Raw genomic sequence first — 18,106 nt, forward strand, 5'->3', positions numbered from 1 at the left:
GGGCGGGGGATACGGATTCGGCTGTCAGTCCCTCAACAGGGAGAAGAGAAGGCCCCGTCCTGGAACAGGACCGGGCTCAACGTACGGCGCCGGGTGAACGTGCCTGCTCAGCGCTCCGCGGCGGGCTCCTCCGGCTGGAGACTGGTGTTGTGCTCACGGATCAGGCGGAGTGCCGCCTCGCGGTCGCGTCGTTCCAGGGCGTCGACGAGATCGCGGTGGAGCTCGTGCCGGTGGGCGATGTAGTGGTCCAGCGGCTCCTCGCTGGCCGGCAGCACCGTCAACGTGTGGGCCTCGATCAGGTCCAGGAGGTTGGAGTACAACGAGCTGAGCAGCGCGTTCGGGCTGATCGCCGCGACAGCTGCGTGCAGCCGCCAGTTCGCGTGGACGAACGCCACGGGGTCAGCGGTGCCCACGGCCGCTTCCATGGCCGCGATGTGGTCCTTGAGGCCGGAGATGTCGGCGGGCGAGGCGTGCCACAGGGCGTCCTCGATCAGCAGAGGGTCGAGGGCGTCACGGATCCGCACGGCGTTGGCGACATCACTCTGCTGCGCGTCCAGGGCCAGGACGGAATTGCCGAGCCGGACCATCGGTGACTGCTCGGCGCTGAAGAGGCCGCCGCCGGGTCCCGGCTTGACGGTGACCAGCCCACGGGACTGCAGCAGGCGCAGCGCCTCGTTGAAAGTCCCCACCGACACCCCGCACTGGCTGCGCAGCTCCTCCTTGGTCCCCAGGCGTGATCCGGGATCGGCCGCTCCGACCAGCGCCGCCACGTGCTCGGCCGCCCCTTCGGCCCGGCCGGTCGAGGAAGCCCGGGAGGCTCCACCGGACTTCCGGGCCGGCCGTGGGGGCGCGGGAGCGGAAGCAGCCGGAGGGTAGGAGCGCAGGTCGGAACCGCTGTGGGCGGCGGCCCGCCGGCGGTTCTCCGGCGCGCTGTCGGGTGTGGTCGTCAAGGCTGCTCCCATTGATTCACCATATTCATCATGGAGATTATCGCTGAACTCTTGACGTCGCTGGTTACGCCGACGCAACATCAAGGTAATCATCATGCTGAATACCCGGCGGGTGAGACAAGGGGCTCGTTGTCGCTGGCGGGCTTCCCTGCTCGTCCGGGCCGACAGCTCGACGGTCCCGCCACCCCGACGCCGCAGCCGTCCAGGGATCGTTTCATCCTTGTCAGGAGTGCTTCCATGCGTATCGCCAACCTCTCCGGCCGCCTGGCCCTGATCGCCGACGGCCGTGCGATCGATGTCGAACGGGCCAGCGGAGGCGTCTTCGCCGCCGACCCCCAGGCCGTCTACGAGCGGTGGGACGAGTTCCGGACCTGGGCCGCCGGCGCCGACCTGCCGGCCGGTGTCTCCTTCGAAGCCTCCGACCTGGGGTCCCCCGCTCCCGCGCCTCGCCAGACGCTGGCGATCGGCCTGAACTACCGCGATCACGCGGCGGAGTCCGGTTTCGTCGCCCCTGACGGCCTGCCTCCGGTGTTCACCAAGTACGTCACCAGCATCAGCGGGCCGGTCACCGAGGTGGCCCTGCCGCCGGGCGGCCACACCGACTGGGAGGTCGAACTCGTCGCCGTCATCGGCGCCCGCGCCGAGAAGGTCACCGAGGCCGACGCCTGGAGTCATGTCGCAGGACTTGCCGTCGGCCAGGACATCTCCGAGCGCATCGTGCAACTCGCCGGGCCGGCCCCCCAGTTCAGCCTCGGCAAGTCCTACCCGGGCTTCGCCCCCATCGGGCCGTGGCTGGTCAGCCCGGACGAGTTCGACGACCCCGATGACCTCGAACTGCGGTGCGCGATCAACGGCGAGGAGGTCCAGAAGGGCCGCACCCGCGACCTGATCTTCTCCGTACCCGCCCTGATCGCCGGCCTGTCCGCGGTCCTGCCGCTGCTGCCCGGAGACGTGATCTTCACCGGTACCCCCGCCGGCGTTGGCCTGGGCCGTGACCCGCAGCGCTTCCTGGCCCCCGGGGACGAACTCGTCTCCACCGTCGAGGGCATCGGCGGACTGCGTCAGACCTTCGTCGGCTGACCCGCCGGCCCGACGGACAAGGGAGTCGCTCTCATGGCACTGCACCGTCTGACCTCCATCACCATGGGGGTCCCCAACGTGGCCGAGACCGCCGCGTACTACACCGAGTTCGGCCTCACCCCGGACCGGGACGGCTGGTTCGCCTCCCGCGACGCGGGACGCCAGCTCCGCATCGTCTTCGCCCCGCGCCGCCGCCTCGTCGAGGTCCGCATCGGCGCCGACACCCCTGACGACCTCGCCGCGGCGGCGGCCCGTCTGCACCGCCTCGGAACGCCCGGCGAGATCTCGGGCACCACACTGACCGCCTACGACAGGCCCACCGGTGTACGGGCCGTCCTCGAAGTCACTCCCCGACTCGTCCAGGAACCGGTCACGGCCACCGTCTACAACGGGCCCGGCCGCGCCCAGCGGACCGGCCGGCGCGCCCCGGGGATCCTGCGCACCGACCGGGTCCGGCCGCGCAAGCTCGGCCACGCCGTCGTCGGCACGACCGACTTCGACGCCACGACCGCGTTCTTCCGTGACGGCCTCGGCTTCAAGGCGTCCGACTACATCAAGGACCACGGGGCGTTCCTGCGCTGCTCCACCGACCACCACAACATCCTGGTGCTGGCCGCTCCGGTCACCTTCCTGCACCACTCCTCCTGGCAGGTCGACGACATCGACGAGGTCGGCCGCGGTGCCACCGCCATGCTGGAGGACCACCCCGAGCGCCATGTCTGGGGTCTGGGCCGCCACCACGCCGGTTCCAACTTCTTCTGGTACCTCAAGGACCCTGCGGGCAACTTCAGCGAGTACTACTCCGACATGGACTGCGTCGTCGACGACCAGTTGTGGACGCCCGAGGTCCTGGAGGGTGCCAAGGGACTGTTCAACTGGGGGCCTCCTCCCCCGCCGTCCTTCCTGGCCCCGGAAGATCTCGCCGCGCTGATGACCGGCACCCACAGTGAGTCGAGGTAGCACCATGAACCACGAATCCCCGGCCCCCGTGCACGATGTCGCGATCGTGGGCTTCGGCCCCGTCGGCCAGATGCTCGCCCTGCTGCTCGGCCGTGCCGGTCATGACGTCATCGCACTCGAACGCTGGCCCAAGCCCTATGACCTCCCCCGGGCCGTGCACTTCGACGACGAGATCGGCCGGATCTTCCAGGCCGCCGGCGTGGGCGAGGAAGTCCGCGCCATCACCGACCCGGTCCCCGACCATTACGAGTGGCGCAACCACGAGGGCGAGTCCCTGGTGCGCATCGACTGGTCCGGAACCGGCCCCTCCGGCTGGCCCACCGCCAGCTTCTTCTCCCAGCCCGAGCTCGAAGCCGTCCTGGCCAGGACCGCCGAGGAGCTTCCCTCGGTCACCGTCGTCCGTGGCTGCGAGGTCACCGGTCTGCGGGAGGCGGAGGACTACGTCCACCTGACGACGGCCGGGCCGTGCGGGCCCGGGGAGGTACGGGCCCGGTACGTGATCGGCGCCGACGGCGCGAACAGCTTCGTCCGCTCCCGTATGTCCACCACCGTCACCGACCTTGGCTTCTTCTACGACTGGCTCATCGTCGACACCCAGCCCCACGAGCAGACGACCTGGTCGCCGATGAACTGGCAGCTGTGCGACCCCGTCCGGCCCACCACCATCGTCTCCGGCGGGCCCGGACGGCGCCGCTGGGAGTTCCTGCGTCTGCCGCACGAGAGCGTGGAGGAACTCAACTCCCCCGACACGGCCTGGAAACTGCTGGAGCCGTGGGGGCGCACCGAAGAGAACACGACAATCGAACGCCACACCGTCTACACCTTCCAGGCACGGTGGGTCGACCGCTGGCGTGAAGGACGGCTGCTGCTGGCCGGGGACGCCGCCCATCAGATGCCTCCCTTCGCGGGGCAGGGCATGTGCTCAGGCATGCGGGACGCGATGAACCTCGCGTGGAAGCTCGACCTCGTCCTCGACGGCCGGGCCGGGGCCGACCTGCTCGACACCTACACCAGCGAACGCAGCGACCACGTCCAGCACGCCATAGGCATGTCCATGGCCCTGGGCCAGGTCATCTGCGTACTGGACCCGGACGAGGCCGCCGAGCGCGATGCCCGCATGATCGCCACCGGCGCCGACCCGCGTCACGCGCTGCCCGCAACCCCGCCGCCGGTCCTGGGTGACGGCGTCCTGCGACGGACGGCGGACGGAGAACGCGCTGCGGACGTCGGCCACCTCACCCCCCAGTACCCGGTCACCCATCACGGGCGAACGGCCTTGCTGGACACCCTCACCGGTGGCGGCTTCACCATCCTGACCGACGGCCACCGGCCGGTGGACGCACTCAACGACGCCGAACGGGACTTCCTCACCGGCATCAAGGCCACCGTCGTGGCCCTGTACGGCGAGCACGCACCCTCCGACGGATACCTCGACACGGAGGGCGGATTCCTGCCCCACATGCGCGAGCACGGCCACGTCGCCGCGATCGTCCGCCCGGACTTCTACCTCTTCGGAGCCGCCTCCTCCGGAGCGGAGCTGCGCGAGCTGATCGGGCAGCTGAGCGAGCAACTGCGCCACCCCGCGTCCTCCGGCGCGGTCAGTCCCGCTCCCCAGCCCCTGATCGCCGTGGAGTAGACGCGGGCCGCCCGCGAACCGCGGTGGGACGGGTCACCGCACGACCCGTCCCCTCGCTCGTGTCAGGGGCCACCACGTGCCGGCCCCTGGCACCGCCAGGCGTCCGGGCAGCGCCGCCGCTGCCGCGCGGCCCGGACGCCGGACGGCGTATCCGACACCCACCCGAAAGACCTCAAGGACCTCATGGACAAGACAGCAGCCTCAGCCGGGCAGGCCGTGGCCGACATCAGGGACGGCGCCTCGCTGGCCGTGGGCGGATTCGGCCTGTGCGGCATCCCCGCCACACTGATCTCCGCGCTCCACGTGCAGGGCGCCAAGGACCTGCGGGTGGTGTCGAACAACTGCGGCACCGACGAGCACGGCCTGGGCGTCCTGCTGGGCGCGGGCCGCATCGCCCGGGTGACCGGATCGTACGTCGGCGAGAACAAGGAGTTCGCCCGCCAGTACCTGAGCGGAGAGCTGGAGGTCGAGCTGGTGCCGCAGGGCACCCTGGCCGAGCGCCTTCGGGCCGGAGGGCACGGCATACCCGCCTTCTACACCCCCGCGGGTGTCGGAACACCGCTCGCCGACGGCGGGATTCCCTTGCGTCACCACGCCGACGGCAGCATCGCCCTTGCCTCGCCGGCCAAGGAGACCCGCGCCTTCGACGACCGTGACTTCGTTCTGGAGGAGGCCATCACCTGCGACTACGCCCTGGTACGGGCGGCGCGCGGGGACCGGCACGGCAACCTCGTCTTCGACAGGTCCGCCCGCAACTTCAATCCGCTGGCCGCCATGGCCGGCCGCGTGACCATCGCCGAGGTCGAGGAACTGGTCGAGCCGGGCGCCCTGGGCCCGGACGACATCCACCTGCCCGGGGTGTTCGTCCAACGCGTCGTAGCCCTGACCCCGCAGCAGGCGAACGACAAGCAGATCGAGAAGAGGACGGTGACCGGCTGATGGCCTGGAGCAGGAACCAGATGGCTGCCCGGGCCGCCGCCGAGCTGAACGACGGCGAGTACGTCAACCTCGGCATCGGACTTCCCACCCTCGTACCCGGCTTCGTACCCGAGGGCGTGCACGTGGTGCTCCAGTCGGAGAACGGCATCCTGGGCACCGGCCCCTACCCGGCCGACGACGCCGTCGACCCGGACCTGATCAACGCCGGCAAGGAGACCGTCACCGTCCTGCCCGGCGCGGCCTTCTTCGACTCCGCCCTGTCGTTCGGCATGATCCGCGGCGGCCACATCGACACCGCCGTCCTCGGTGCCATGCAGGTCTCGGCGAACGGCGACCTCGCCAACTGGATGATCCCCGGCAAGATGGTCAAGGGAATGGGCGGGGCGATGGACCTCGTCCACGGCGCGCGCCGGGTCATCGTGTTGATGGAGCACACCGCCAAGGACGGCAGCCCGAAGATCGTCGAGGAATGCGTCCTGCCGCTGACCGGCCGGAGGTGTGTCCACCGCATCATCACCGACCTCGCCGTCATCGACATCACCGCACGGGGACCGGTCCTGGTCGAAACGGCTCCCGGAGTCACGCCGGAACAGGTTGCCTCGGCCACCGCGGCGCCGCTGCACGTCCCGGAGCCGGCCGGGCCGCCCGCCTGAGGACTTCCGCCGGCCCGGTGTTCCTGAGGACAGCCACCGGGCCGGCGGAACCACCACACCCCCCGTTCGGCACGGGCCACGGACGGGAGGACATGGCCACGTGACCGCGTTCGTGGCGGCCCAGGTCCCGGCGGGGCGAACCGAGCCTCCGGCAGGCGTCCGCGACCGCACGGCTAGGGTGACCCGCGACAGCGAGGACGCCGGGCGCTCAGCAGGAGGTGACACGTGGGGGCAGCCGATCCCCTGGCGGTGCGGGTGCCGGTCGGGGAGGGCTCCCACCTGTGGGCAAGCCGGTCGACCGGTCGCAAGGTGCTGCTGGTGGCGCACAACGTCACCTCGGCGGGTCGCCTTCTGGACGTACTGCCGCTGTTCCACGACGACTTCCGCGTGCAGTTGCTGGTGACCTCCACCGGGTCGTCCGCCTTCCGGGCGGGGCTGGACGAGCTGTTCGCCGAGCTCGAGCTGCCCGTACTCCCGTGGAGGCAGGCGCGGTCGATACCGGTCGACCTTGCCGTGTCCGCCAGCTTCGGAGGACAACTCAGCAGTATTCAGGGCAAATTGGTTGTCCTATCCCACGGGGTTGGATACACTAAGACGCTGGCCAAGCCGGGAGCCGGGAGCCGGGAGCCGGGAGCCGGGAGCCGGGAGCCGGGAGCCGGGAGCCGGGAGCCGGGAGCCGGGAGCCGGGAGCCGACCTTCGGCCTCTCGCCGGAGTGGCTGCTGTCCGAGGGCGAGACCTTCGTGGACTCGCTCGTCCTGTCCCACCCGGAGCAGCTCGAGCGGTTGCGCCGTGCGTGTCCCGAGGCCGAGGATGCGGCGGTACTCGCCGGGGATCCCTGCTTTGACCGCATGCTGGCCGCCCGTCCGTACCGTGAACGGTTCCGTCGTGCCCTGGGAGTGCGCCGTGGGCAGCGGCTCCTCGTACTGAACTCCACCTGGAACCCCGAGGGTTTCTTCGGCAACGGCGGTGGCCGGGAGGACATCCTGCCGAGTCTGCTCCCCCGTCTTCCCGCGGAGTTGGCGGCCGACGACTACCGGTTGGCAGCCGTCCTGCATCCGAACATCTGGTACGGGCACGGCCCGGGCCAGATCCGTGCATGGCTGGACCGGGCGCGCCGCAGCGGGCTGGTCCTGATCGATCCGGTGCGCTCCTGGCGGCAGGCCGTCCTGGCCGCGGACGTCGTTCTGGGGGACTTCGGCGCGGTCTCGTACTACGCCGCGGCTCTGGGCACCCCCGTGATGCTGGCGTCCGCCGCACAGGACAGGCTGGATCCCGAGGCGCCGCTCGCCTCGTTCGTGCGGGAGGCGCCCCGGCTCGATCCTCACGGCCCGTTGCGGGAGCAGTTGGAGCGGATGCTGGCCGAGCACCGCCCGCTCGCCGGGCCGACCGAGTTCACCACCTCGGCTCCCGGCGCTTCGGCGGCCCTGCTGCGGCGGAACTTCTACGCGCTGATGGATCTCCCGGAGCCTGACGCCCCCGCACTGCTGGAGCCGCTCCCCCTGCCAGCGTACGATCCACCGCGGCGCACGGCCCCGCTGCACGTGCGGACGCGCGTCCAAGGGGCGGAGGTCGCGATCGAGCGCTCCACGGCGCACCCGTACGACGCCGCCGGATGCACGCACCTCGCCGTGCACGAGGACACCTTGGACCCCGGCAGCCTGGAGTCGGCCGACGTGATCGTGCGGGAGGGCCTCGCGGACGATCCCCGTCTGGGCGGTCCGGAGCTGTGGACCGCCGAGGTGCTGCACCGGCACCCCCACTGTTCGGCCGCCGCGTACGTCACCGGGGCGAACGCGTGCACCGTCCGTACGCGGGAGCACGGCTTGTTCCTGCTGGCGGCAGGCCCGGGAGCGGACGCCGACCCGGCGGCTTACGCCTCCTCCCTGGCAGCGTGGCTGGGTGCCGGCGGCAGAGTTCCCGCGGAGGGGGCCGTGCTGCGGATGCGCACGGGCGGCGGCGTGCATCCGGTGACGGTGTCCCCGGCGCTACCCGGGGATCTCGCAGCGCAGCCGTAGGGCGGCGAGGTACCCGAGATGCGGCGTCGCGGCCGGGGTGAGCAGGCGCTCGGCCTCCGCGATCCGCGTCAGCGCCTCGGTGTTCGCGCCCGCGTCGTGAAGCGTCTCGGCCAGGTCCGTCAGAGCACGGGCCTGGTTGTACGCCTCTCCCCGCTCCGCGAAGAAGTCCGTCACGCCCTCCAGCAGACGGCGTGACTCGTCGAGCCGCCCCATTCCGCGCAGCGCCCGTCCCTGGTGGCGCCGGGACAGGGCATGGGCGCGCGGCAGGTCCTCCGCGCCCTCCTGGCCCGGAGCGATCCGACGGTAGATGCCTTCCGCTTCGACGAACCGCTCGTACGCCGTTTCGTACAGCCAGCGGTGGAGACTCAGCAGCCCCCGCAGCTCCACGGAGGACGCCTCGCCCCGTAGGTGGCCCGCCTCGCGCTCGGCTGCCGCGGCGGCGCCGGCCGCACGCTCCGCCTCCTCCCACCGGCCGAGCTCGCCCAGGCAGTGGCCGAGCTGGAAGTGCAGCGCTCCGGCGATGCGTGAGTTCGGCTGATGTTCGTCGGCGCAGCGGGCCGCGACCCGGAGTGCGGGCAGCACCTCGTCCCAGTGGCCGGCCTTGAGCTGAAGGGGCCAGAGTGCGCGCCCCAGGCGCAGCGCGGTGTCGATGTGCTGGTACTCCAGGGCGACGAACACGGCGCGGACCAGGTTCCCCGCCTCGGCCGCCAGTACGGCCACGCCCTCCGCCTCCTCGCGGTACGCCTCCCCCGGCGCGGGCGCCGGCTCGGTCCGCCAGCTCTGCGGAAGAGCGGCGTGTGCCGCGTGCAACGCCCGGTTCAGCAGGCCGTCGAGCGTCCGGTCGACCGCTGCGGAACACTCGGGGATCCCGTGCTCCGGTCCGGCCGTGTCCGCCAGATAGCGGCGTACCTCGGGCCGGAACCGGTAGCGGTCGTCGGGAAGGGGTTCCAGCAGCTGGGCGTCCGCCGCTTCGGCGAGCATGCGGGCGGCCTCCGCCTCGGGGACATCCGCGGCGGCCGCGGCGAGGTGGGCGGATACGGACGGCCAGCTGCCGAGCGCCGTCAGCCTGCAGAGCCGAGCCGTCTCCGGACGGACCCGCCCACAAGCGGTCCGGGCGGTGGCGCGCACCGGGTGCTGCCCTGACAACTCCGCTCCCGGGGCCGGGAGGTGCGGCTCCTCGTCGCCGGCCAGCAGGCGCATCGCCGAGGCCTTCAGCGCGAAGGCGTTGCCCGCGCAGTGGGCCAGCACGTGCGGGATCTGCGTCTTCGCCCGGGTGATCGTGTCCCGGCCTGCGACCTTCCGCATCATCTCCAGCGAGTCACGCCTGGGCAGCGGCGGCACCTCGACGGGTTCCGCTTCCAGCAGGAAGGGGGCGCCGGACACGACCACGAGCAGGAAGACGTCCGGGGTGGAGGGGACGAGACCGCGGACCTGGGCCACCGACGAGGCGTGGTCGATCACCACCAGGGCCCGGCGGCCGAGGATGAGCCGCCGGTAGAGCTCTTCGCGGCCAGCCTCGGTGGGCGGAATCCGGTCGGGCTCGACTCCCATCCGCAGGAGCAGGCGCAGCAACACGGCCGCAGGAGCCGGCCCGAGTTCCCCGGAATCGTCGCGGAGGTCGACGTAGAACTGCCCGTCGGGGAACCTTTCGTGGCAGGCGGCACCCAGATGCAGCGCCACCGCCGTGGTGCCGATCCCCGGGGGGCCGTACAGCAGCGCGACGCACGGCCGCCCTGCGGCAGGACGGGTCGCCTCCCGCCTCAACCGCCTGACGACGTCCTTACGGTCGGTGAAGTGGCGCGAGGCGGGGGGAAGTCCGCTCCCGGAAGGAACGCCCTCCGCGCTCACCGGAAGGCTCCGGACGAGCATCGACCATTCGCCCGCCTGCCGCCGGTCATCACCCAGGCGGGCGTGCACATGTCCGGCAAGCGCTTCCCACCCCTCACGGCCGGCCGGCAGCGGCGTCTCCCGTCCGGTGGTCCTTCTCGCCAGCGCGCCGGTCGACAGCAGCAGCTGCTTTCCCATCTCACCGGCCGCGCCGTTGCCCACCGCCGTGAGGAATGCGGTCAGTGCGCTGAGCGCCACGATCTCCAGCATGTCGGCCCCTCCCCTGGTCCCCGATCCGCCACTGGCCGGACTGTATCCCCGTGCCGGCGGGTCCAGGAAACACGCGGATCGCATCAACTCCGTTCTGTGGCTCATCAGATAGGTATCCAGCCGTCACCCGCTCATCTCTGGCCGGATCAGGAGGGCGGCCCGGGCGGCCCTCCTGTGCGCGCACGCCCCGGGAGGTGACCGCGGCCGTTGACGGGGCTGCGAGGTCGAGCCCGTTGTGCGAATTCCACATTGCCTTCTGTGGCGGCATGTTGACGCACGGTGAACTGCGTGGCGCGGTCATGACATCATCCCGGTGATCCTTGCTCCGCCGGAGCGCACCGCGCCATCGTCGAATGCGGCGCACGAACCCCGTACGCCACATCCACCGGCGTGCCGGGACCTGGCGCGCCGCCGTTCGAGGAGAACTCCGCATGACAGCAGTGCGTAACACCAAGCGGCGGATCGCCGCAGCGATCGCGACCGCGACGACTGTGGCGCTGGCCATCGGCGCGGGTGCGGCCTTACCCGCCCAGGCGGCCCAGCCGGAAGGCAGAGTCCTGCACGCGGGATCGGCCGAGGCGGTGCCCGGCAGTTACATCGTCACGCTGAAGCCGACCGCGGGGTTCAAGGCGTCCGCGGCCGACGGCAAGCAGCTGATAGCCGACCACGGCGGCCGGATCAGCCGTACGTACACGGCGGCGCTGAACGGCTACGCGGCCACGCTCAGCAGCACCGAGGCCAAGAGGCTCGCCGCCGACCCGGCGGTCGCCTCGGTCGAGCAGGACCAGAAGGTCCACTCGACCGCCACCCAGACCAACGCGCCCTGGGGCCTCGACCGGATCGACCAGGCGAACCTGCCGCTGAGCGGCACGTACACCTATCCGGACTCGGGTGGCAGCGGCACGACGGTGTACGTCCTCGACACGGGCGTACGCATCACCCACCAGGAGATCAGCGGCCGGGCCTCGTACGGCTACGACTTCGTCGACAACGACGCCACGGCTCAGGACGGTGCCGGCCACGGTACGCACGTCGCCACCACCGTCGCCGGAACCACGTACGGCGTGGCGAAGAAGGCGAAGATCGTCGCCGTGCGCGTGCTCGGCAACGACGGTTCCGGCACCACGGCAGGCGTCATCGCCGGGGTCGACTGGATCACGGCCAACCATGTCGCCTCCTCCGTCGCCAACGTGTCGCTCGGTGGCGGAGCCAGCACCACGCTGGACAACGCGGTGAGCCGGTCGATCGCATCCGGGGTGACCTACTCCATCGCGGCCGGCAATTCGGGAGCACTCGCGTCCTCCTACTCGCCCGCCCGCGTGGCCACGGCCATCACGGTCGGCGCCACCACCAGTACGGACGCCCGGGCCAGCTACTCCAACTACGGCCCCAGGGTGGACATCTTCGCTCCGGGTTCCGCCATCACGGCGGGCTGGAACACCTCGGACAGCGCCACCTACACCGGTAACGGCACCTCCTTCGCGGCTCCGCACGTCTCCGGCGCCGCCGCGGTCTACCTGACGAACCACCCCGGCGCGTCCCCGGCGGCCGTGGCTTCGGCACTCGTGAACGGCGCGACCTCCAACGTCCTCACGGGCGTCGGCACCGGCTCCCCCAACAAGCTCCTCAAGCTCGTCCCGTAACCACCTGACGGCCAGGGACGCGTACGGGGCCCACTCGCCCGTACGCGTCCTCCGTCGTTCCGCACGCCCGGCACGGCCCCTCTCCCCGTCCCGGGCCCATTGGCCTAGGCTTCCCATGTCCGCTGCTCCGCAGGCCAGTTGGATGCGTTCTCGATGGGTCCGGATCTCGTGACGCCGCGGAGCCGCGGTGTGTTCCGTCACCCGTTCGCCCTTCGGTCTGGAGCCCTGTTGGACACGTCACCGGTCGACTCCGCACCCGGCGGCCCGCACCGCATGGACCCGTCCGGCGGCTGCCCGCACGCGTCCAACGCCCGTCTACTGGCCCAGGGTGCCGTCACCGCGGTGATCCTGCCCGGAGAGGTGGAGGGCATGGCGGTACTGGGGCACGACGCCCTGAAGGAGTTCCTGGCGCACCCCGATGTCGCCAAGGACGCACAGCACTTCGCGGCGCTCCGGGCGGGCGAGATCGCCGACGGCTGGCCGCTGAGGACGTTCGCGACGGTGCAGGGGATGACCACCGCCGACGGCGCGGACCACCGGCGGCTGCGGTCCCTGGTGAGCAAGGCGTTCACCGCGCGCCGCGTAGAAGAACTGCGGCCCCGTGTCGAGGCGTTGACGGAGTCGCTCCTGGACGGGCTCGACCGTGCCGCCACTGCCGGGGACGGTGTCACCGACCTGCGTACGCACTTCGCGTTGCCGTTGCCCATGGGTGTCATCTGTGAACTCCTGGGCGTGGACGCCGAACACCACGACCGGCTGCACCATCTGTCCAACCGCATCGTGGCCACCGACATCACTCCCGCCGAGTCCATGGCGGCCAACCGCGAGATGGTGGAGGTGCTCGGCGCCGTCGCGGCCGCCCGGACGGAGGCTCCGGGGGACGACCTCACCAGCGCCCTGATCGCGGCCCGGGAGGAGGACGGTGACCGGCTCGGCCCGCACGAGCTGATCGGCACCCTGATGCTCACGATCATCGCGGGCCACGAGACGACGCTGAATCTGATCACGAACGCCGTCCGCGCCCTGTGCACCCACCGCGACCAGCTCGACCTGGTCCGGTCCGGCGAGGCGAGCTGGGCGGACGTCGTGGAGGAGACCCTGCGCTGGGACAGCCCCGTCAGCTACTTCCCGTTCCGCTATCCCACCCGCGATCTGACGCTCGACGGCACCGTGATCCCCGAGGGGACGCCGGTGCTCGCCGGCTACTCGGCGGCGGGCCGCGACAAGGGTGCCCACGGCCCGGACGCCGACCGCTTCGACATCACCCGTGACAGCGGGACCCGCCACCTCTCCCTCGGCCACGGCGCGCACTACTGCATGGGCGCCCCGCTGGCCCGGATGGAGAGCACGGTCGCGCTCGCGCAGCTCTTCGCACGCTTCCCCGGTCTCGATCTCGCCGCGCCGGAAGCGGAACTGCCGCGTCACGCGTCCTTCGTGGGCAACAGCGTGCGAGAGCTGCCGGTGCGCCTGTACGGCTGAGGCGAAGCCCCGGAGGCCGGACTTCAGGACCCGTCCCGCTCCTGAACGCCCGACGGCGCTGATCCGTATCCCCACCTGACGTCGGCCTCACCCGGCGTCTCGTACTCCGATGAAGGGACAGCGGGCATGAGCGCATCGCACGAGAGCCAGGTCCACTTGGGGCGTCGCGCCGTCGTCGCGGCCGGCGCGACGGGGCTGGTCGTCGCCCTCACCGCGTGCGGGGGCGGATCGAAGGACTCCGGCGGTTCGGACACCGTCGAACCGGCCGGGGAGGGGGGCGGTGCGAACGGTGGCGCGCCCCTGGCCGCCACGGTCGACATCCCGGAGGGCGGCGGCGTGGTGTTCGCCGATCAGGGGGTGGTGGTGACCCAGCCGCAGGCCGGTGAGTTCAAGGCGTTCTCGTCGGAGTGCACCCATCAGGGCTGCGCGGTGAAGGGGATCGCCGACGGCGTCATCACCTGCCCGTGCCACAACAGCACGTTCGACGCGGCGACCGGCGAGGTGACGGGCGGCCCGGCGACCAGGCCGCTGCCGGAGAAGCAGATCCGGGTGGAGGACGGCTCCATCACTCTGGCCTGAGGGACGACCGGGGAGGGGCCGGCTCAGGGTACCGGCGCGTGCAGTGCCCGGCCGGCGGAGCGCAAGGCCTCCACGGCGGCCCTGATCGACGGCCTCCGGTCCGCGTCCGCGCGCCATACCGCGTGGACATGACGTCGCATGGGCTGCCGTACGGGCACCAGACTCACCCCGTTCGGCACCGGCCCCCTTCCCAGCCTGGGCGCCACACAGACGCCGAAACCCGCGGCGATCAGCGCGAGTTGGGTGTGGTGCTCACCCGCGAGGTGTGCGATCCGGGGCTCGATGCCCTTGGACCGCAGCGTGAACATCAGCCAGTCGTAACAGAATTCGCCCTCCGGCCAGGACACCCAGTCGTCGTCGGCGAAGTCCTCGATGTCCACCTCCGTACGGGCTGCGAGCGGATGGCCGGCGGGCATCGCGATGTCCGGCGCGTCGTCGAGGAGCTCCGCCTTGGCCAGACCCCCGGGAACCGGCAGGCGCTTGTTGCTCCAGTCGAGCACCACGGCGAGATCGGCATCGCCCCGGAGCACCGCACGGATTCCGCTCTCCGGCTCCAGCTCCGTCGTACGCAGCCTGAGTTCGGGGTGGTCCGCGCGAAGTGCGGTGAGGGCGGCGGGGAACAGCCCCCTGGCGGCCGTCGGGAAGGCGGCGAGCCGGACCTCGCCCACCACCTGTCCCCGCTGGGCCTCGATGTCGGACTGGGCGACCTCCACCTGCGAAAGGATCTTCGCGGCGTGGTCCGCGAGCAGCCGCCCCGCGTCGGTGAGACGGATCCCGCGTCCGTTCTTGGCCAGGAGCTGCTGGCCCACCTCGCGTTCCAGTTTGGACATCTGCTGGGAGACGGCGGAGGTGGTGACGTGCAGGCCGTCGGCCGCGCCACTCACCGAGCCGTGCCGTGCCAGGGCGTCCAGCGTCCGCAAGCGCTCCAGATTCAACATGTAAGCAATGCTACGCCAAGCGGTCAATGAAGTCTCACTTGTCCTACGCGGTTCTACTCGGCATGGTTGACGCATGAGCGCACCCGCCGCACCGAGAACCCGGCCTCCCTCCACCACGTCCGCGCCCGCGTCCCCGGCGGGGCGACGGACCCTGGACTGGCGCGTCCGCTTCGCGGCGCTGTCGCTCATCTGGGGGTTCAGCTTCCTGCTGATCAAGGTCGGCACCGACGGTTACGCCCCGTTCCAGGTGACCTTCGGGAGGCTGCTGTCGGGCACGGCGGTCCTCGCCGTCGCGATGGCCGTACGCCGCGAGCGGCTCCCCTGCTCCGGCCGGACCTGGGGTCACCTCTTCGTCGCCGCGTTCCTCCTCAACGCGCTGCCGTTCTCGCTGTTCGCGTACGCCGAGCTGACCATCCCGTCCACACTCGCGGGGATCTGCAACGCGACCTCACCCCTGTGGGGCATGGCGCTCTCCCTGGTCGCACTCTCCGAGGACCGCCCCACCCGCCGCCGCGTCGCCGGGCTCGGCCTGGGATTCATCGGCGTACTGACGGTGCTGGGGGCCTGGCAGGGATTCTCGGGGCTGGACGTGACCGGCACGGCGATGGCCCTGCTCGCCTCGCTCAGCTATCCGGTCGGCTGGATCTACGTCCGTCGCACCCTGGCGGGCACCGGCTCCTCCACGCTCGCGCTGACCGGCAGCCAGCTCTTCCCTGGGCACCGTGCAACTCGGCCTGGTCGTACCGGTGTTCACCTCGGCCCCAGCGCACTTCCCCCTGCTGCCCACGCTCGCCGTGATCGCCCTGGGGGCGCTCGGCACGGGACTCGCCGTCCTCCTCCAGTACGGCCTCGTCGAGGAGGTCGGCCCCACGACGGCCCAGATGGTCACCTACTTCATCCCGGTGATCGCCACGGCCGCCGGAGTGACCCTGCTCGGCGAGGAGTTGAGCTGGAACACCCCGGTGGGCGCCCTGGTGGTCCTCGCGGGCGCCGCCCTCACACAGAGCCGGGCCCGGAGTTCCGCGGGCGCCCTCCCCCGCCGTGCCGGACGCGCGAGGCGCCTCAGCCGTAGCTGACCGGCCGGGCGGGCGGCACCGCTGCCGCCACCGCGTCGGCCAGTGGCCCGATGTCGGCGGCGGACAGCGTCGAGACGGTCACCCGGACCCCCTGCGGCGAGGTCATCCGGAACCGCGCCCCCGGGGCCACGGCCCACCCCGAGTGCAGCAGCCTGGCCACCGCCCCGGTCTCGTCGCTCACGGGCACCCACACGTTCATCCCGGTCCGCCCGTACGCCGTGATCCCCCGTTCCCCCAGCGCCCGCACGAGCGCGTCCCGGCGCTCCCCGTAGGAGCGGGAAACCACCACGGTGTCGACGGCGCCCGTCTCCCACAGGTGCGCCACGGTCCACTGCAGCAGACCGCTGACCCATCCGGGGCCCAGCCGTTGGCGCCCGGTCACCCGGTCCACGGTGAGGCCGTCGCCGGTGAGCACGGCGAGCCGCAGATCGGGTCCGTACGCCTTGGAGACGGACCGCACGAAGGCCCAGCGCTCCGTCACGCCCGCGAGGGGGTGCACGGGCAGGTCGACGATGGCATGGCCGTGGTCGTCCTCGATCAGGAGCACCTCGGGGTGGCCGGCGAGCACGGACCGCAGCTCCGCGGCCCTCCGGCTGCCCACCGTCGCGCCGGTCGGGTTCTGCGCCCGGTCGGTGACCACCAGGGCTCTCGCGCCCGCCCGGAGGGCTCGCTCCACCTCATCCGGCAGCGGTCCCTCCTCGTCCAGGGCCACCGGGACGACGTGCATCCCGAGCGCCGGGACGAGGTCGAGCAGGGCGCCCCACCCGGGGTCCTCGACGGCCACGGCGTCACCGGGCTTGAGGTGCGCGGTGAGCACACGCTCGATCGCGTCGAGGGATCCGGAGGTGACCGCGACCGGACCCGCGGGCACGCCGTCGGCGTCCAGCCCGGAGCGTGCGAGCTCCGCGAGCCGGGGGGCCACGGCCGCGTCCCCGTAGAGGCGGGGTTCCGTGGCGTACGCCTCGGCGGCCGCCACCAGCGCCTCCCCGAGGGCCGGCAGCAGGGCGCGATCAGGGTTGCCGTCGCCCAGGTCACGCACGCCCGGAGGCGCGTCCACCCGGAGCGAGCCACGCGCGGTGCTCGCGGGCCGCGGCCGGACCCGGCTCCCCCGCCGTCCCGCCGTCTCGATCACTCCGCGCTCACGGAGGGTCCGGTAGGCCGCGGCCACCGTATTCGGATTGACGCCCAGCGCAGTCGCCAACTCCCGCATGGGCGGCAGCACATGACCCGGCGCGAGATCGCCCGATGCGACACCTCGCTCCACACTCGCGGCGATCTCGGATGCACGCCGCCCACCGATCCGATACTCTCCTAGCACAAACATGATTATGCACTAGTGCAATGGAGTACGCAATGCCGGACACCGTCACGACCGACAGCACCGGCCTCCCCGAGGCCGCCGCCTACGAGCCGACGGAGCGCACGGTCCCGACGCGTGCGAAGGAACGTGCCTCGTACGACGAAGCCACGGTCCACTCGATACTCGACGCGGCCTACCTCTGTCATCTGGGCTTCGTCCGTGACGGCGCGCCGGTCGTCCTCCCGACGCTCTTCGGCCGCGTCGGCCGGCGGCTGTACGTGCACGGCTCGACCGGATCGCGCCCGCTGCGCGCCACGCGCGCGGCGGATCCGGGACTCTCCGTCTGCCTGACGGTGACGCATGTGGACGGCCTGGTGCTGGCCCGTTCCGCCTTCCACCACTCGATGAACTACCGCTCCGTGGTGGTCCACGGCACCGCCCGGACGGTGACCGATCCGGAGGAGCGCCGCATCGCGCTCGACGCGATCGTCGACCAGGTCGTACCGGGCAGGTCGAAGGACTCCCGGCCCGCCGACGCGAAGGAGCTCGCCGCGACCGCGGTGATCCGCCTGGACCTCGACGAGGTCTCCGCCAAGATCCGTACCGGCGGCCCGAACGACGACCCCGACGACCTCTCGCTGCCGTACTGGGCGGGCGTGGTCCCGGTGACGCGCGGATACGCGGCGCCGGTGCCGTCCGACGACCTGGACCCCTCGATCCAGGTGCCGGACTACCTCACCGCGCTCTGACGCAGCCTCGG

General features: G+C 71.7%; 14 protein-coding genes and 1 pseudogene. 11 read left to right on the forward strand and 4 right to left on the reverse strand.

Translation table 11 applies throughout. The annotated features are described in order from the left end of the window. Positions 1–107 precede the first annotated feature (107 nt). A complete protein-coding gene (locus ACIRD8_RS24345) occupies positions 108–962 on the reverse strand; it encodes a FadR/GntR family transcriptional regulator (protein WP_403995240.1) in 855 nt (284 codons plus the stop codon). Between the two features lie 225 nt (positions 963–1,187). On the opposite strand from ACIRD8_RS24345, the gene ACIRD8_RS24350 reads away from it, so the two are divergent. From ACIRD8_RS24350 to ACIRD8_RS24375, 6 genes are all read left to right on the forward strand, one after another. Continuing rightward, positions 1,188–2,030: a fumarylacetoacetate hydrolase family protein gene (locus tag ACIRD8_RS24350; protein WP_403995243.1), complete on the forward strand. Its 843-nt coding sequence runs from the start codon at positions 1,188–1,190 to the stop codon at positions 2,028–2,030. A gap of 33 nt (positions 2,031–2,063) precedes the next feature. Further along, a complete protein-coding gene (locus tag ACIRD8_RS24355) occupies positions 2,064–2,990 on the forward strand; it encodes a VOC family protein (RefSeq protein ID WP_403995246.1) in 927 nt (308 codons plus the stop codon). A 4-nt stretch (positions 2,991–2,994) separates the two neighbouring features. Beyond that, positions 2,995–4,626 (forward strand): bifunctional 3-(3-hydroxy-phenyl)propionate/3-hydroxycinnamic acid hydroxylase, encoded by a 1,632-nt coding sequence (locus tag ACIRD8_RS24360; RefSeq protein WP_403995249.1) that lies wholly within the window; start codon positions 2,995–2,997, stop codon positions 4,624–4,626. A gap of 183 nt (positions 4,627–4,809) precedes the next feature. Continuing rightward, a complete protein-coding gene (locus ACIRD8_RS24365; protein WP_403995252.1) occupies positions 4,810–5,565 on the forward strand; it encodes a CoA transferase subunit A in 756 nt (251 codons plus the stop codon). Next, positions 5,565–6,218: a CoA transferase subunit B gene (locus ACIRD8_RS24370; RefSeq protein ID WP_403995255.1), complete on the forward strand. Its 654-nt coding sequence runs from the start codon at positions 5,565–5,567 to the stop codon at positions 6,216–6,218. The genes ACIRD8_RS24365 and ACIRD8_RS24370 overlap by 1 nt, the downstream gene beginning before the upstream one ends. Before the next feature lie 225 nt (positions 6,219–6,443). Beyond that, positions 6,444–8,234: a hypothetical protein gene (locus ACIRD8_RS24375; protein ID WP_403995258.1), complete on the forward strand. Its 1,791-nt coding sequence runs from the start codon at positions 6,444–6,446 to the stop codon at positions 8,232–8,234. Here ACIRD8_RS24375 and ACIRD8_RS24380 read toward each other — a convergent pair. Further along, a complete protein-coding gene (locus tag ACIRD8_RS24380) occupies positions 8,205–10,331 on the reverse strand; it encodes an ATP-binding protein (protein WP_403995261.1) in 2,127 nt (708 codons plus the stop codon). The genes ACIRD8_RS24375 and ACIRD8_RS24380 overlap by 30 nt on opposite strands. 431 nt (positions 10,332–10,762) lie before the next feature. Here ACIRD8_RS24380 and ACIRD8_RS24385 point away from each other — a divergent pair, with 431 nt between their 5' ends. The 3 genes from ACIRD8_RS24385 to ACIRD8_RS24395 all read left to right on the forward strand — a co-directional run bounded on the left by ACIRD8_RS24385 (position 10,763) and on the right by ACIRD8_RS24395 (position 14,032). After that, positions 10,763–11,974 carry a S8 family peptidase gene (locus ACIRD8_RS24385; RefSeq protein ID WP_403995264.1) on the forward strand — a complete coding sequence of 404 codons (1,212 nt, stop codon included), beginning with the start codon at positions 10,763–10,765 and terminating at the stop codon, positions 11,972–11,974. A gap of 273 nt (positions 11,975–12,247) precedes the next feature. Beyond that, positions 12,248–13,453, forward strand: a complete 1,206-nt coding sequence (locus tag ACIRD8_RS24390) for a cytochrome P450 (protein WP_403995344.1) — start codon at positions 12,248–12,250, stop codon at positions 13,451–13,453. Positions 13,454–13,579: 126 nt separating this feature from the next. Beyond that, entirely contained in the window at positions 13,580–14,032 is a 453-nt protein-coding gene (locus tag ACIRD8_RS24395; RefSeq protein WP_403995267.1) for a Rieske (2Fe-2S) protein, read from the forward strand. A 23-nt stretch (positions 14,033–14,055) separates the two neighbouring features. Here ACIRD8_RS24395 and ACIRD8_RS24400 read toward each other — a convergent pair whose 3' ends face one another. Continuing rightward, on the reverse strand, positions 14,056–14,970 hold the full coding sequence (locus tag ACIRD8_RS24400) for a LysR family transcriptional regulator (protein ID WP_403995270.1): 915 nt from the start codon (positions 14,968–14,970) through the stop codon (positions 14,056–14,058). A gap of 73 nt (positions 14,971–15,043) precedes the next feature. On the opposite strand from ACIRD8_RS24400, the pseudogene ACIRD8_RS24405 reads away from it, so the two are divergent. Continuing rightward, a pseudogene (locus ACIRD8_RS24405) lies at positions 15,044–16,046 on the forward strand (DMT family transporter). Here the strand turns inward: ACIRD8_RS24405 and ACIRD8_RS24410 are convergent. Next, positions 16,033–17,364 carry an aminotransferase class I/II-fold pyridoxal phosphate-dependent enzyme gene (locus tag ACIRD8_RS24410; protein WP_403995273.1) on the reverse strand — a complete coding sequence of 444 codons (1,332 nt, stop codon included), beginning with the start codon at positions 17,362–17,364 and terminating at the stop codon, positions 16,033–16,035. The pseudogene ACIRD8_RS24405 and the gene ACIRD8_RS24410 overlap by 14 nt on opposite strands. A gap of 35 nt (positions 17,365–17,399) precedes the next feature. Between ACIRD8_RS24410 and ACIRD8_RS24415 the strand changes: the two genes are divergently transcribed. After that, entirely contained in the window at positions 17,400–18,095 is a 696-nt protein-coding gene (locus ACIRD8_RS24415) for a pyridoxamine 5'-phosphate oxidase family protein (RefSeq protein WP_403995276.1), read from the forward strand. Positions 18,096–18,106: the final 11 nt, after the last annotated feature.

The organism is Streptomyces sp. NPDC102451 (genome assembly GCF_044765485.1).
Lineage (GTDB): Bacteria > Actinomycetota > Actinomycetes > Streptomycetales > Streptomycetaceae > Streptomyces.